13 protein-coding genes are annotated in these 13,194 nt (G+C 75.2%); 7 read left to right on the forward strand and 6 right to left on the reverse strand.

Annotated elements, in window-relative coordinates; all coding sequences use genetic code 11:
• Positions 1-79: 79 nt before the first annotated feature.
• Positions 80-949 carry a glutamate ABC transporter substrate-binding protein gene (locus H9657_RS17520; RefSeq protein ID WP_191784722.1) on the reverse strand — a complete coding sequence of 290 codons (870 nt, stop codon included), beginning with the start codon at positions 947-949 and terminating at the stop codon, positions 80-82.
• A gap of 46 nt (positions 950-995) precedes the next feature.
• On the reverse strand, positions 996-1,790 hold the full coding sequence (locus H9657_RS17525) for an amino acid ABC transporter ATP-binding protein (RefSeq protein ID WP_191784723.1): 795 nt from the start codon (positions 1,788-1,790) through the stop codon (positions 996-998).
• 143 nt (positions 1,791-1,933) lie between these two features.
• Between H9657_RS17525 and miaB the strand changes: the two genes are divergently transcribed.
• Both miaB and H9657_RS17535 read left to right on the forward strand, forming a co-directional pair.
• Positions 1,934-3,559, forward strand: a complete 1,626-nt coding sequence (gene miaB, locus H9657_RS17530; RefSeq protein ID WP_191784724.1) for a tRNA (N6-isopentenyl adenosine(37)-C2)-methylthiotransferase MiaB — start codon at positions 1,934-1,936, stop codon at positions 3,557-3,559.
• Positions 3,560-3,698: 139 nt separating this feature from the next.
• A complete protein-coding gene (locus H9657_RS17535) occupies positions 3,699-5,288 on the forward strand; it encodes an aspartate:alanine exchanger family transporter (protein WP_191784725.1) in 1,590 nt (529 codons plus the stop codon).
• A 3-nt stretch (positions 5,289-5,291) separates the two neighbouring features.
• Here H9657_RS17535 and H9657_RS17540 read toward each other — a convergent pair whose 3' ends face one another.
• Positions 5,292-5,813: a type III secretion system chaperone family protein gene (locus H9657_RS17540; protein ID WP_191784726.1), complete on the reverse strand. Its 522-nt coding sequence runs from the start codon at positions 5,811-5,813 to the stop codon at positions 5,292-5,294.
• Positions 5,810-6,391 carry a type III secretion system chaperone family protein gene (locus tag H9657_RS17545; protein WP_191784727.1) on the reverse strand — a complete coding sequence of 194 codons (582 nt, stop codon included), beginning with the start codon at positions 6,389-6,391 and terminating at the stop codon, positions 5,810-5,812. Before H9657_RS17545 ends, H9657_RS17540 begins: the two co-directional genes overlap by 4 nt.
• A gap of 102 nt (positions 6,392-6,493) precedes the next feature.
• Between H9657_RS17545 and H9657_RS17550 the strand changes: the two genes are divergently transcribed.
• From H9657_RS17550 to H9657_RS17565, 4 genes are read left to right on the forward strand one after another with little or no spacing between them, the layout of a single operon-like run.
• Positions 6,494-7,255, forward strand: coding sequence for a hypothetical protein (locus tag H9657_RS17550; protein ID WP_191784728.1), 762 nt, complete (start codon positions 6,494-6,496; stop codon positions 7,253-7,255).
• Entirely contained in the window at positions 7,252-8,208 is a 957-nt protein-coding gene (gene miaA / locus H9657_RS17555; protein WP_191784729.1) for a tRNA (adenosine(37)-N6)-dimethylallyltransferase MiaA, read from the forward strand. The genes H9657_RS17550 and miaA overlap by 4 nt, the downstream gene beginning before the upstream one ends.
• Positions 8,205-9,191 (forward strand): diaminopimelate epimerase, encoded by a 987-nt coding sequence (gene dapF, locus H9657_RS17560; RefSeq protein WP_191784730.1) that lies wholly within the window; start codon positions 8,205-8,207, stop codon positions 9,189-9,191. The genes miaA and dapF overlap by 4 nt, the downstream gene beginning before the upstream one ends.
• The gene (locus H9657_RS17565; RefSeq protein ID WP_191784731.1) at positions 9,188-9,520 is read left to right on the forward strand and encodes a TlpA family protein disulfide reductase; all 333 of its coding nucleotides are present in this window, start codon (positions 9,188-9,190) and stop codon (positions 9,518-9,520) included. The genes dapF and H9657_RS17565 overlap by 4 nt, the downstream gene beginning before the upstream one ends.
• Here H9657_RS17565 and H9657_RS17570 read toward each other — a convergent pair.
• Positions 9,466-10,920 carry an MFS transporter gene (locus tag H9657_RS17570; RefSeq protein ID WP_318241576.1) on the reverse strand — a complete coding sequence of 485 codons (1,455 nt, stop codon included), beginning with the start codon at positions 10,918-10,920 and terminating at the stop codon, positions 9,466-9,468. The two genes, H9657_RS17565 and H9657_RS17570, sit on opposite strands and share 55 nt — an antisense overlap.
• Positions 10,917-11,534: a class I SAM-dependent methyltransferase gene (locus H9657_RS17575; protein ID WP_191784732.1), complete on the reverse strand. Its 618-nt coding sequence runs from the start codon at positions 11,532-11,534 to the stop codon at positions 10,917-10,919. The genes H9657_RS17570 and H9657_RS17575 overlap by 4 nt, the downstream gene beginning before the upstream one ends.
• Positions 11,535-11,644: 110 nt before the next feature.
• Between H9657_RS17575 and hflX the strand changes: the two genes are divergently transcribed.
• Positions 11,645-13,162, forward strand: a complete 1,518-nt coding sequence (gene hflX / locus H9657_RS17580) for a GTPase HflX (RefSeq protein ID WP_191784733.1) — start codon at positions 11,645-11,647, stop codon at positions 13,160-13,162.
• Positions 13,163-13,194: the final 32 nt, after the last annotated feature.

Raw genomic sequence — 13,194 nt, forward strand, 5'->3', positions numbered from 1 at the left:
GGGGGGGGGGGGGGGGGGGGGCCGGGGGGCCGCCCCCGCGGGGGGGGGCCCCGCCCCCGGGCCGGTGATCAGGTGACCGTCAGGCGCAGGCGGCGACGGTCGGGGGGTTGAGCTCCTCGTTCGGGACGTAGCCCGACGCGCCGACGTTCTCGTCGAGCGCGTCCTGCCACGAGCCGTCCTCGATCATCTCGGTGATCGCGGCGCTCACGTCCTCGCAGACGTCGCTGTCCTTGGGCAGCCCGACGCCGTAGTTCTCCTCGGAGAACGGGTTGCCGACGACCTTGACCTTGCCCTCGTTGGCCGGGACCGCCGCGAGACCGGCCAGGATGATGTCGTCCGTCGTGACCGCGTCGACGGTGCCCGCGACCAGGGCGGTGACGCACTCGGCGTAGCCGGGCTGCTCGAGCAGCTGGGTGCCGGCCGCGTACTCGTCCTTGATGCGCTGCGCCGACGTCGACCCCGTGACCGAGCACAGGTTCTTGCCCTCGAGGTCCTCGGGGCCGGAGATCGAGTCGTCGTCCGCGGCGACCAGCAGGTCCTGCCCGGCGACGAAGTACGGTCCGGCGAACCCGACGACCTCCTTGCGCTTGTCGGTGATCGAGTAGGTCGCGAAGATCATGTCGACCTGGCCGTTCTGGAGCATGGTCTCGCGCTGCGCGGAGGGTGCCTGGACCCACTCGATCTGGTCGGCGCCGTAGCCCAGCTTCTCGGCGACGTACTGCGCGACCGCGACGTCGAAGCCGGTGTAGTCGCTGCCGTCCTGGTAGCCCAGGCCGGGCTGGTCGAACTTGATGCCGATGCGCAGGGTGCCCTCGGCACCGCCGGCGTCGCTGGTCTCGGTCCCGCCCGCGTCGGCGGTGTCCTCGGGCTCGTCGGCGTTGCCGGCGCAGGCTCCGAGCGTGAGTGCTGCCACCGCGGTGAGGGCGACCGCCAGTCGTCGTGCACGCATGAGCGCTTCCCTTCGTTCGTCCATCATCGGTCCGTCGAGGTGCTGGTCAGTGGGTGAGGATCTTGGACAGGAAGTCCTTGGCGCGGCCGCTGCGCGGTGCCGTGAAGAACGTCTCCGGCTCGGCCTCCTCGACGACCTGGCCGGCGTCCATGAACACGACGCGGTGGGCCGCGCGCCGCGCGAAGCCCATCTCGTGCGTCACGACGACCATCGTCATGCCGTCCTGCGCGAGCCCGACCATGACGTCGAGGACCTCGTTGATCATCTCGGGGTCGAGCGCCGACGTCGGCTCGTCGAACAGCATCGCCTTCGGCTTCATGGCCAGGGCGCGGGCGATCGCGACGCGCTGCTGCTGGCCTCCCGAGAGCTGCGCGGGCCGCTTGGCGGCCTGGTCGGCCACGCCGACGCGCTCGAGCAGGTCCATCGCCGTGGCCTTGGCGACGGCGGGCTTGACGCCCTTGGCCTTCACCTGGCCGAGCGTGACGTTCTCCAGGACGGTGCGGTGCGCGAACAGGTTGAACGACTGGAACACCATGCCCACGTCCGCGCGCAGCCGCGCCAGCTCGCGGCCCTCGGCGGGCAGCGGCTTGCCGTCGATCGAGATCGTGCCCGAGTCGATCGTCTCCAGCCGGTTGATCGTGCGGCACAGCGTCGACTTGCCGGAGCCCGACGGGCCGATGACGACGACGACCTCGCCGCGGTGGATCGTGAGGTTGACGTCCCGCAGGACGTGCAGCTCACCGAAGTGCTTCTCGACGTGGTCGAGGACGATGAGCGGTTCGCCGGTCGGGCGTGTCGTGACGTCCGCGGGCCGGGGCTCCGCCGTCATGCTGTCGGCCATTGGTCGAACCTACGGGTGAGATGTTGCATTCGCCATGAATGGACGTCACGGTCCAGTAACGGCGGTTCGGGCGATTGCGGCCCGCAGGTGCTCCGTGCGGGCGGTACGAGGGGTGCCGGACGTGGGTCGTACCCTGGTGGGCGATGTCCACCACACTGCCTGCCCCCGCGCCCGCGGACGCGACGGCGCCCGTTCCCGAGGGTCACGCGGGCGGCGCCGTGCGCGCCGACGGCCGTCCGCTGACGTACCTGGTCAAGACGCTCGGCTGCCAGATGAACGTCCACGACTCCGAGCACATGGCGGGCATGCTGGAGCACGCGGGCTACGTGCCCGCGCAGCCGGCCGACGCCGCTGCCGAGGACGTCGACGTCCTGGTCATCAACACCTGCGCCGTCCGCGAGAACGCGGCCGACAAGCTCTACGGGAACCTGGGCCGGCTCGCGGGCGCCAAGCGGTCGCGCCCCGGCGGCATGCAGATCGCGGTCGGCGGGTGCCTGGCGCAGAAGGACCGCGCCGGCATCGTCGAGCGCGCCCCGTGGGTGGACGTGGTGTTCGGCACGCACAACCTCGACGTGCTGCCGGCGCTCCTGGAGCGGTCCCGGCACAACGCGGCGGCGCAGGTCGAGATCGCCGAGTCGCTGCAGGTCTTCCCCAGCACGCTCCCGACGCGCCGCGAGTCCGTGTACGCGGGGTGGGTGTCGATCAGCGTCGGCTGCAACAACACCTGCACGTTCTGCATCGTGCCGCACCTGCGCGGCAAGGAGCGCGACCGCCGGCCCGGCGAGGTCCTGGCCGAGGTCGAGGCCCTCGTCGCCACCGGTGCGATCGAGGTCACGCTGCTGGGCCAGAACGTCAACTCCTACGGCGTGGGGTTCGGTGACCGGCACGCGTTCGGCAAGCTGCTGCGGGCCGTCGGCGCGGTCCCCGGGCTCGAGCGCGTGCGCTTCACGTCCCCGCACCCGGCGGCGTTCACCGACGACGTGATCGAGGCGATGGCGGCCACGCCGACGGTCATGCCGCAGCTGCACATGCCGCTGCAGTCCGGCTCCGACCGCGTGCTGCGCGCCATGCGTCGCTCCTACCGCGCAGACCGCTTCCTGGGCATCCTCGACCGCGTGCGCGCGGCGATCCCGCACGCCGCCATCACGACGGACGTCATCGTCGGATTCCCCGGGGAGACCGAGGCGGACTTCCTCGAGACGCTGCGCGTCGTCGAGGCCGCGCGCTTCTCCTCGGCGTTCACGTTCCAGTACTCGCCGCGTCCCGGGACCCCCGCCGCCGATCTGCCGGACCAGCTCCCGAAGAACGTCGTGCAGGAGCGGTACGAGCGGCTCGTCGCGCTCCAGGAGCGGATCTCGGGAGAGGAGAACGCGGCGCAGGTGGGCCGGACGGTCGACGTCCTCGTCGCACAGGGCGAGGGACGCAAGGACAGTGCGACCGCCCGGATCTCCGGCCGGGCGCAGGACAACCGGCTGGTGCACCTGGCGCTGCCGGTCGGCCTCGACCCGGCCGCCGCACCGCGGCCCGGGGACCTCGTGACGGTCGAGGTCACGGGCTCGGCCCCGCACCACCTGGTCGCGGACTCGGCGCTCACGCCCGGCGGGGTCTTCGTCGTCCGGCGCACGCGGGCCGGCGACGCCTGGCAGGCGCGTGCCGAGGGCAGCCAGGAGCACGCCCACGACGGCGCCGGCGGCGGCTGCGGCACGGGCGGTGGGGCTGCGGGGCCCGTCGTGCTGGGTCTGCCGGGGATCGGACGCCCCAGCGCCTGAGGGGTGAGGCGGGCGCTCGTCGCCCGTCGCCGTCGTGCGCACCCGGGCCCTTGGGACCACGTCCGCGGCGTCGCCGCGGGCTTGAATGGGGACGGCAACGCCGCCGTCCCGCGGCGCCCGCAGCACACGTGGAGTCGTGATGTCCGGCATCTTCGTCTTCCTCGCCCAGCAGCCCGTCCTGCTGCTCTTCGTCGTCATCGGCGTGGGCTCGGCCGTGGGCCACGTCAAGGTCCGCGGGGTGGGGCTGAGCGCGGCCGCCGTGCTGTTCCTCGCGATCGGCCTGTCCGCGTGGGCGGCCTCCTACGGCGTCGACCTCGAGATCACCGAGGCGCTCGGCACGCTGGGACTGACCCTGTTCACGTTCTGCGTCGGCCTGGTCTCGGGTGCGACCTTCTTCTCGTCGCTGCGACGCAGCCTCGGCCCCGTCCTCGCCGTGGCCGGCGTGCTCGCCGCGAGCGCCGCCGTCGCCGTGGGGGTGGGTCGGCTCCTGGGGCTCGACCACGCCGTGGTCGCCGGCGCCTGGGCGGGCGCGGTCACCAACACGCCCGCGCTCGCGGCCGCGCGCGACGCGGCGGGCGATGCGACCGGCCCGACCATCGGGTACGCGGTCACGTACCTGTTCGGCGTCGTCGGGATGCTCGTCGCGGTGTCCGCGGCGCTGCGGCACCGGGAGCGTGACACGGACGCACCCCCGACGCTCGTCAGCCGCACCGTGCGCGTCGAGGCCACGGGTCGTCCACGGATCGAGGACCTGGAGGAGGAGCACGGCGACCGCATCAAGTTCTCGCGCGTGCGGCGGGGCGAGCAGTCGCCCATCCGGACCGCGGAGGCCGCCGACCTCCTGCTGCTCGACGACCTCGTCACCGTCGTCGGGCCGACCGAGGACGTCGACGCGGTCACGCGTGAGCTCGGGCACGCGTCGTCGCACCGGCTCGAGGCCGACCGGCTCTACCTCGACATGCGCCGCGTCACGGTCTCGGCCGAGCGGGTGGCGGGGCACACCATCGGCGAGCTCGACCTGCTCCACCGGTTCGGTGCCACCATCTCCCGCGTGCGCCGCGGCGACGTCGACGTGATCGCGACCGACGACTTCCAGCTGCAGCTCGGGGACCGGGTGCGCGTCATCGCCCCCCGCGAGCGCATGGCGGAGGTCTCGACGTGGTTCGGCGACTCCTCGCGCGGGATGTCGGACATCATGCCCGTGGTCCTGGGCATCGGCATGGTCGCCGGCATCCTCCTGGGGGCGATGGCGATCCCGCTCGGCGGGAGCGTCTTCACGATCGGCTCGGCGGCGGGCACGCTGGTCGTCGGGCTGGTCCTCGGGCGGCTGGGGCGCATCGGGCCCGTGGTCACCGCGATGCCGTACACGGCGGCACAGGCGATCGCCGAGCTCGGTCTGCTGATCTTCCTGGCGCAGGCGGGGACGCGGGCGGGGGCGCAGATCGGCGCCGCCTTCACGTCGGGGGACTGGCTGCGCATCCTGGCGCTCGGCGTGGTGGTCACGGCCGTGGTCGCGTCCGGCCTGTACGTCGTCATGCGACGCGTCTTCGCGGTCGGCGGGACGCGGCTGTCGGGCATCATGGGCGGCGTCCAGACCCAGCCCGCGGTCCTCGCGTTCGCGAACGCGCGCACGGGGTACGACGCCCGCGTGGCGCTCGGCTACGCGCTGGTCTACCCGGCGGCGATGATCACCAAGATCGTCCTCGGCCGGATCCTCGGCGGTCTGTGACGCTCAGTTGTCCGGCACGTCCGGCGGCGGGGCGCCGTCCGCCGGCACGATCGGGTCGAGCGCCGCGAACAGCTGCACGCCGGTCCCGAGCCCGCACGCCAGCAGCTGTGCGAGCTGCACGTCGGTGACCCCGGGCTCGAGGTCGGCGGAGACCTCGGCGTACACCGCGAGCATCCCCTCCTCCTCGCGCGCGTACGCCTTGGGCCAGATGCGCTCGCGGTTCCAGTCGTTGAGCGCGAGCGCGAGCGCCCGGCGCTGCTCGAGCGGCAGCGAGCGGTGCCAGCGTCCCCGCACCTGCAGGATCTCCTGCTGCTCGCCCAGGAGCAGGAACCAGAAGCGGCTCCCGTCCCAGGTGCCCGTGAGGTCGCCGTCGTCGTCGACGACGAACCGGTACCCCCGCGCGAGCAGGTAGTCGGCGACGCGGTCGCGCGTCAGGGGACGCGGCGGCTCGTCGTCCAGGGAGCGGCCCTTGGTCGGCTTGGGCAACCCACCGAGGACGCGCAGCAGCCAGCCGGGGGCGCTCACGGCGCCGCCCCGGCAGGGTCGGGGTACCGCTCGTCGAGGGCGTCGAACAGCATGCTGCCGGTCGACAGGCCGCAGAACAGGATCTGGCTCAGCTGGGCGTCGGTCGCGCCGTGCTCGAGGTCGGTCGCGACCTCCGCGACGACGTGGACGCGGCCGTTGTCACGCACGCGCACGTACGCCTTGGGCCAGATGCGCTCGGCGTTCCACTCGTTGCACAGGTCGAGCACCTCCTCGAGCCGTTCGATCGCCAGCTCGCGGTGCCACTGCCCGCGCACCTGCAGGATCTCCGCCTGCTGGCCGAACAGGAAGAAGTAGAACAGGCGCCCCCGCCACAGGCCACCGAGGTCGCCGTCGTTGTCGATGAAGTACGAGAACTGGTTGTCGGACATCCAGGACGCGATCCGTGCGGGCGACACGGGGGTGGGCGACGACGCCGCGTGCTCGGCCGTCCCGAGCTCCCGCACGAGCAGCTCGGCGACCCGGTCGTGCAGGTCGACGTCGTCGAGCGGCACCGCTGACGTGTCCGCCACGGGGTGTGCGCCGGACCACCGGCGGGCGAGCTGACGGAACCACCGCATGCGCCGACCCTACCCGCCGCCCCCGACGGTGCGCCCGAGCACCCGTCCCGCCGCGGGCGCGGGGTCGTCGTCGGCGGGGCTGCGGGACGTTACGGTCGGACGGTGCTCGCCGCCGTCGCCCTGGTCCCGGACACCGTCCTGCTGCTGCCCGGCGCCGCGGGACGCGGTCCCGACGACCCCGAGCTGGTCGCCCTGCGCGCGGCCGCCAGGACCGCCGTGGCGCGCGCCGTGGGCCGCACGGCCCGTGTGCTCGTCGTCGCGCCGGGACCCGTCGACAGGTCGGTGGCCGGCACGGTCCGTGCCGGCGCCGCCGCGGCGGGCGTGCCGGACCACCTGCTCGAGCACCCCGTGCCGCAGGTGCGCCTCGAGGTGGCGCCCGGCGGGCCGCCCGAGGTCCCCGGCCCCCCGGGCACCGGTGCCGCGGCCGGCGTGCGGCTCGCGCTGGAGGCCGGCGTGCCGGCCCGCGGCCTGCACGTCGTCGAGGTGACCCCGGGGAGGGCCGCCCCGCTGCGTGCGATCGGGGCGGCGACGACCACGACGGGTCCGACGGTGCTCGTCGTCGTGGGGTCCGGCGCCGCACGGCACGGGCACGACGCACCGCTGCCGCACGACGACCGGGCGGCCGGCCTCGACCGCGGCCTGCTCGCCGCGCTGCACGCGGGTGGCACCCCGGCGCGCGACGCGCTCGCCGCGCTCGACGCCGCCCTGGCCGCGGACCTCGGCGTGACCGGGTGGGCGCCCTGGCAGGTCCTCGTCGGGGCGCTCGACGCCGCCGTGACGGCCCCGCCGGCGCCCGACGTCCTGCACACGACGCTCTGGCACGGTGCCGCGCACGCGGTGGTCGCGTGGGAGGTCGCGCCGTGAGCCTCGTCGTGGCCGTCGTGGGTCCGACCGCGACGGGGAAGTCGGACCTCGCGCTGGACCTGGCCCAGGCGCTCGGGGCGGAGGTGGTCAACACCGACGCGATGCAGCTGTACCGCGGCATGGACGTCGGGACCGCGAAGCTCCGGCCGGACGAGCGCCGGGGTGTGCCGCACCACCTGCTGGACGTGCTCGACCCGCTGCAGGAGGCGTCGGTCGCCGACTACCAGGAGCTCGGCCGTGGCGTGCTCGCCGACCTGGCCGGCCGTGGCGTCCGCGCCGTCGCCGTGGGCGGCTCCGGGCTGTACGTGCGGGCGCTGCTCGACCGGATGGAGTTCCCCGGGACGGACCCGCAGCTGCGGGCGGCGCTCGAGCAGCGGGTCGAGGCGCAGGGTGCGCGTGCCCTGCACGACGAGCTGGCCGCGGCCGACCCCGTCGCGGCCGAGGGCATCGGCCCGCGCAACGCGCGGCGCATCGTGCGTGCCCTCGAGGTCATCGCCCTGACGGGACGGCCGTACTCCGCGAACCTGCCCAGCCACGAGTACGAGGTCCCGGCCGTGCAGATCGGCCTGGACTGCGACCGTGCGGCGCTCGACGCCCGCATCGAGCGGCGTGTCGAGCGCATGTGGGACGGCGGGCTGCTCGACGAGGTCCGCCGGCTCGCGGCGCACGGGCTGGGACGCACGGCGTCGCGTGCCGTCGGCTACGCGCAGGCGCTCGCGCAGCTGGCGGGCGAGCTCGACGAGCGGTCGGCCAGGGCCGCGACGGCCGCGGGCACGCGGCGCCTCGCCCGCAAGCAGATGGGCTGGTTCGGACGCGATCCGCGGGTGCACTGGCTCGACGCCCGCGACCCGGAGCTCCTGGCGCGCGCGCTCGAGGTCGTCGCGGCCGCGGACGCCGGCCGGCTGCCGGCGCCCGACCTGAGCGGGCCCGTGCGCCGTACCCTGGGGTCGTGACCGCCCCGAGCGCCCCGACCACCGTCGAGACCCCTGCCGCACCGTCCGCGAGCGGGCCCGTCGCGGGTGCGCTCGCGGTCACCAAGGGCCACGGCACCCAGAACGACTTCGTGCTCGTCGACGACCGCGAGGGCGAGCTCGACCTGACGCCCACGCTGGTGCGTCGCCTGTGCGACCGGCGCGCCGGCATCGGCGCCGACGGCGTGATCCGCGTGGTCGCGACGCGGCACGTCCCCGGGGTGCCCGACGACGTGCGCGGCACGACCTGGTTCATGGACTACCGCAACGCCGACGGGTCCGTGGCGCAGATGTGCGGCAACGGCGTCCGCGTCTTCGCGCGGTACGCGCACCGGCTCGGCCTGTGGGACCCGCAGGCGGGTCCGCTGGACGTGGGCACGCGGGCGGGGGTGCGCACGGTGGTGACCACCGCGTCGGAGAGCGGCGAGGACACGTGGTTCACGGTCGGCATGGGTGCGGTGACGCTGCCGGGCGGGCCCGACGCGCTCTCGACGGGCGGGGACGCCCAGGTCCACGTCGCGGGTCTGGCCGTGACCCGGCCCGGGCTGTCCGTCGACGTCGGCAACCCGCACACGGTCGTCGTGCTCGCGCAGGAGAGCGACCTCGAGCGCGTCGACCTCACCGTGGCCCCCGCCGTCGAGCCGGTCCCGGACGACGGCACCAACGTCGAGCTCGTGGTGCCGCTGGGCGAGCGGACCGCGCCCGACGGCACGGTCGTCGGGCGCGTCCGCATGCGCGTGCACGAGCGCGGCGTGGGCGAGACCCGCTCGTGCGGCACCGGCGCCGTCGCGGCGGCAGCGGCGGTGCGCGCCTGGGGCGGCGCGCAGGCGCCCGCCGTGTGGCTCGTCGACGTCCCGGGCGGCACCGTGCGCGTCACGCTGCACCCCGACGGCCGCGCGGACCTCGCCGGACCCGCCGTGCTCGTGGCCGACGCGCACGTGGACCTGGCGGCGCTGCCGGCGTGACCCCGACGCTCACCGCCCACCAGGTCGGCGCGCCCCTGGGGGAGCGGGCGACGCTGCTGCAGGTCTCGAGCGCGTTCTGCGCGCCGTGCCGGGCCGCCCACCGCGTGCTCGCACGCGTCGCGGACGCGGTGCCGGGCGTGCGTCACGTCGACGTCGACGTCGCCGACGGGCCCGAGCTCGCCGCCGCGCTCGCGGTGACGGTCACGCCGACGGTCGTGGTGCTCGACGCTACGGGTTCGGTCGTCCTGCGGGCCGAGGGCGTCCCGACGCCGCGTCAGGTGCTCGGGGCGCTCGCGCTCGCGGTCCCGGAGGGCAGCGCCTCGTCCTGACGCTCGGTGGGCGGCACGCCGACGCGTGGCGCGACGAGCGCGGCACCCAGCGCCAGGAGCGCCGTCAGGAGGAAGGCACCCACGAACGGGCCGGGGCCCTCGTAGGCCGCGTCACCGCCCGCGGCGACGAACACGACGCCCGTCAGGGCGAGCGCGAGCGCGGCACCGACCGCGTCGGCGATGGAGTTCGCGGCGCTGTTGCGGCCCTGGTCCTGCGGTGAGGACCACCCGAGCAGCAGCACGTTGAGCCGCGACGAGCCCAGGCCCATGCCGGCGCCGCAGGCCGTCCAGACGAGGACGACGGCCCACGCGGGCAGTCCGAGCGCCGTCGCGCCGGCGGCCCCCGCCACACCGACGAGCACCAGCACGGTCCCCAGGCGCACGGCCGTGCGGCTGGCCAGGCGGGAGCCGAGCCGGCCCTGGACGACCGAGGCGGCCGACCAGGCGAGCGCGGCGGCCGACAGCCCCAGGCCGCTCGCCGTGGTGCCCCACCCGTCGCGGTCGACGAACAGGTACGGCACGTAGACCTGGGCGCCGAAGAAGGCGCCCGACAGCAGCATGCGCGTGACGATGACGCTCGGCAGGCCCGTGCGTGCCCGCAGGGCTCCGCGCGGGAGCAGGGGACGCACCGCCGCGACCGCGACGACCGCGGCCGCACCCGCGGCGAGCTGCGCCCACGGCGGGTCCAGCGGCGCTGCCAGGTTGAGCGCGAGGACCGCGACCGCGACGAGCACCGACCACCCGACGCGACGCCGCGCGTCGTCGGGTGCGGTGCGCGGGCGCGTGGCGGGGCTCTCGTCGGGCGACGCGGCGAGGCCGCGCACCGTCGCGAGCAGGGGCACCGCGGCCGGCACCACCAGCGCGGCGACGCCGAGGAACACCCACCGCCAGCCGGCGAGGTCGGCCACGACGCCCGCGAGCGACGGGCCGACCACGGACGGCAGCACCCACGCGGTCGAGAACCACGCGAACACGCGGGGGTGCAGCACCGGGGGGTAGGCGCGCGCGACGGCCACGAGCAGCGTGACGTTGACCACGCCGCCGCCCAGGCCCTGCGCCAGGCGTCCGGCCACGAGGACCGCCATGTGGGTGGCGGCCCCGGCGACGACCAGGCCGACGACGAACAGCAGGACGCCGGCGGCGAACGGTGCGGCCGGCCCGCGCCGGTCGGACCAGGCCCCGGCCACGACCATGCCGACGACGCCCGTCGCGAGCGGGCCGGCGAAGGCGAACGCGTACAGGGCCCGGCCGTCGAGGACGTCGGCCACCTGCGGCATCACGGTCGTGACGGCGAACGACTCGAACGCCACGAGGACGACGAGGGCGAACATGGCGTACGCGGTCGTGCGCCGGGCGCGCCACAGGGCGTCGGGCGTGGCCCCGACGTGCTCGGACGTCACGGCGCGTACCGCAGCACGCGGAAGCCCTTGGCGCTCGCCTCGCGGGTCGTGGGCAGGCCGGCCTCGTCGGTCAGCCAGCGCTGCAGGGGGTCGGCCCCGAGGTTGCGGCCCACGACGAGCCACGCCTCGCCACCGGTGGCCACGCGCGGCAGCCAGTGCGTCAGCAGCGCGCGCAGCGCCGGCTTGCCGATGCGCACGGGCGGGTTCGACCACAGGGCGTCGAAGCGCACGTCGTCCGGCACGGCGTCGGGCGTCGTCGCGACCACGTTGCCCAGACCGAGGCGCGTCGCGTTGCGACGCACCAGGTCGAGCGCGCGCTCGTTGACGTCGACCGCCCACACACGCGCGTCGGGGGAGAGCAGCGCCTGCGTCAGAGCGACCGGCCCCCACCCGCACCCGAGGTCGAGCAGGTCGCCGCGGGACGGCGGCGCGGGCACCGTGCGCAGCAGCACCTGCGTGCCGAGGTCGACGTGGTCCGGCGAGAACACGCCGCCGGCGGTCTCGACCTCCACGTCGCGACCCGCCAGCCGCACGCGCAGCGTCCGGCGCTGCTCGGCGGAGGCCGGGCGGGCCGTGAAGTAGTGGTCGACCTGCGGGTCGTCGGTGCCGCTCACCGGACCGAGGTTAACGGTGGACCGGCCCTGTGCCTGCAGCGAAATCCCGTCGCGGGGGTCGTACGTGCGTGCGATCCTGGACACAGCCGACCGCCGACGAGAGGACCCGCGTGGACGACCGAGAGCACACCACCGACGAGGCGCAGGACGCGCCGGTGCGCAGCGCGCAGGAGGTGGCCGACGACGTCGTCGCTCGTGTGCTCGCCCGGGCCGGGACCGCCGTGCAGGCCGGCGGGACGTCGCACACGGCGTTCGACGGTGACCAGCTCGACCTGGAGGAGCGCACCTCGCTGCGACGCGTGGCCGGTCTGTCGACCGAGCTGCAGGACGTCACCGAGGTCGAGTACCGCCAGCTGCGGCTCGAGCGCGTCGTCCTCGTGGGCCTGTGGGGCGCCGGTACGGCCGAGGACGCCGAGAACTCGCTGCGCGAGCTCGCGGCGCTCGCCGAGACCGCGGGCTCGGAGGTGCTCGACGGCCTCCTGCAGCGTCGCCGGACCCCCGACCCCGGGACGTTCCTGGGCTCGGGCAAGGCCGCCGAGCTCGCGACCCTGGTGGCGGCCGTCGGTGCCGACACGGTCGTGGTCGACGGCGAGCTCGCCCCGTCGCAGCGCCGTGCGCTGGAGGACATCGTCAAGGTCAAGGTCGTCGACCGCACGGCCCTGATCCTCGACATCTTCGCGCAGCACGCCAAGTCGCGGGAGGGCAAGGCGCAGGTCGAGCTCGCCCAGCTCGAGTACCTGCTGCCGCGCCTGCGCGGCTGGGGCGAGTCGATGAGCCGGCAGGCCGGTGGCCAGGTCGGCGGCGCCGGTGCCGGCATGGGCTCGCGCGGTCCCGGTGAGACGAAGATCGAGCTGGACCGGCGGCGCATCCGCACCCGCATGGCCAAGCTGCGCCGCGAGATCGCGGCGATGGCACCGGCGCGCGCCACCAAGCGCGCGTCGCGCGAGCGCAACGCGGTCCCGTCGGTCGCGATCGCCGGGTACACCAACGCGGGCAAGTCCTCGCTGCTCAACCGGCTGACGCACGCCGGCGTGCTGGTGGAGAACGCGCTGTTCGCCACGCTGGACCCCACGGTCCGGCGGGCCGAGGCCGCCGACGGGCGGGTCTACACGCTCGCCGACACGGTCGGGTTCGTGCGGCACCTGCCGCACCAGCTCGTCGAGGCGTTCCGCTCGACGCTCGAGGAGGTCGCGGCGGCCGATCTCATCCTGCACGTCGTCGACGCGTCGCACCCCGACCCCGAGGGGCAGATCGCGGCGGTGCGGCACGTCTTCGCCGACATCCCGGGCGCGATGGACGTGCCCGAGATCATCGTCCTCAACAAGGCCGACCTCGCCTCGCCGGAGGCCGTGGCGCGGCTGCGCTCGCGCGAGGTGCACTCGATCGTCGTCTCGGCGCGCACGGGGGAGGGGATCGCGGAGCTCAACGAGCTCATCGCGGACCAGCTGCCCCGGCCCGGTGTCCAGGTCGAGGTCGTCGTGCCCTACACGCGGGGCGACCTCGTCAACCGGGTGCACGAGCACGGCGACATCGACGTCGAGGAGCACACGCCGACGGGCACGCGGCTGCGCGCACGCGTCGACGCCGGTCTGGCGGCCGAGCTCGCGGCCGCAGCCGTGGCCGTCTGACGGCGCGCGGCGCCGCGGCGCCGGCGGTCGGT

Source organism: Cellulomonas avistercoris (assembly GCF_014836445.1).
GTDB classification, from domain to species: domain Bacteria; phylum Actinomycetota; class Actinomycetes; order Actinomycetales; family Cellulomonadaceae; genus Cellulomonas; species Cellulomonas avistercoris.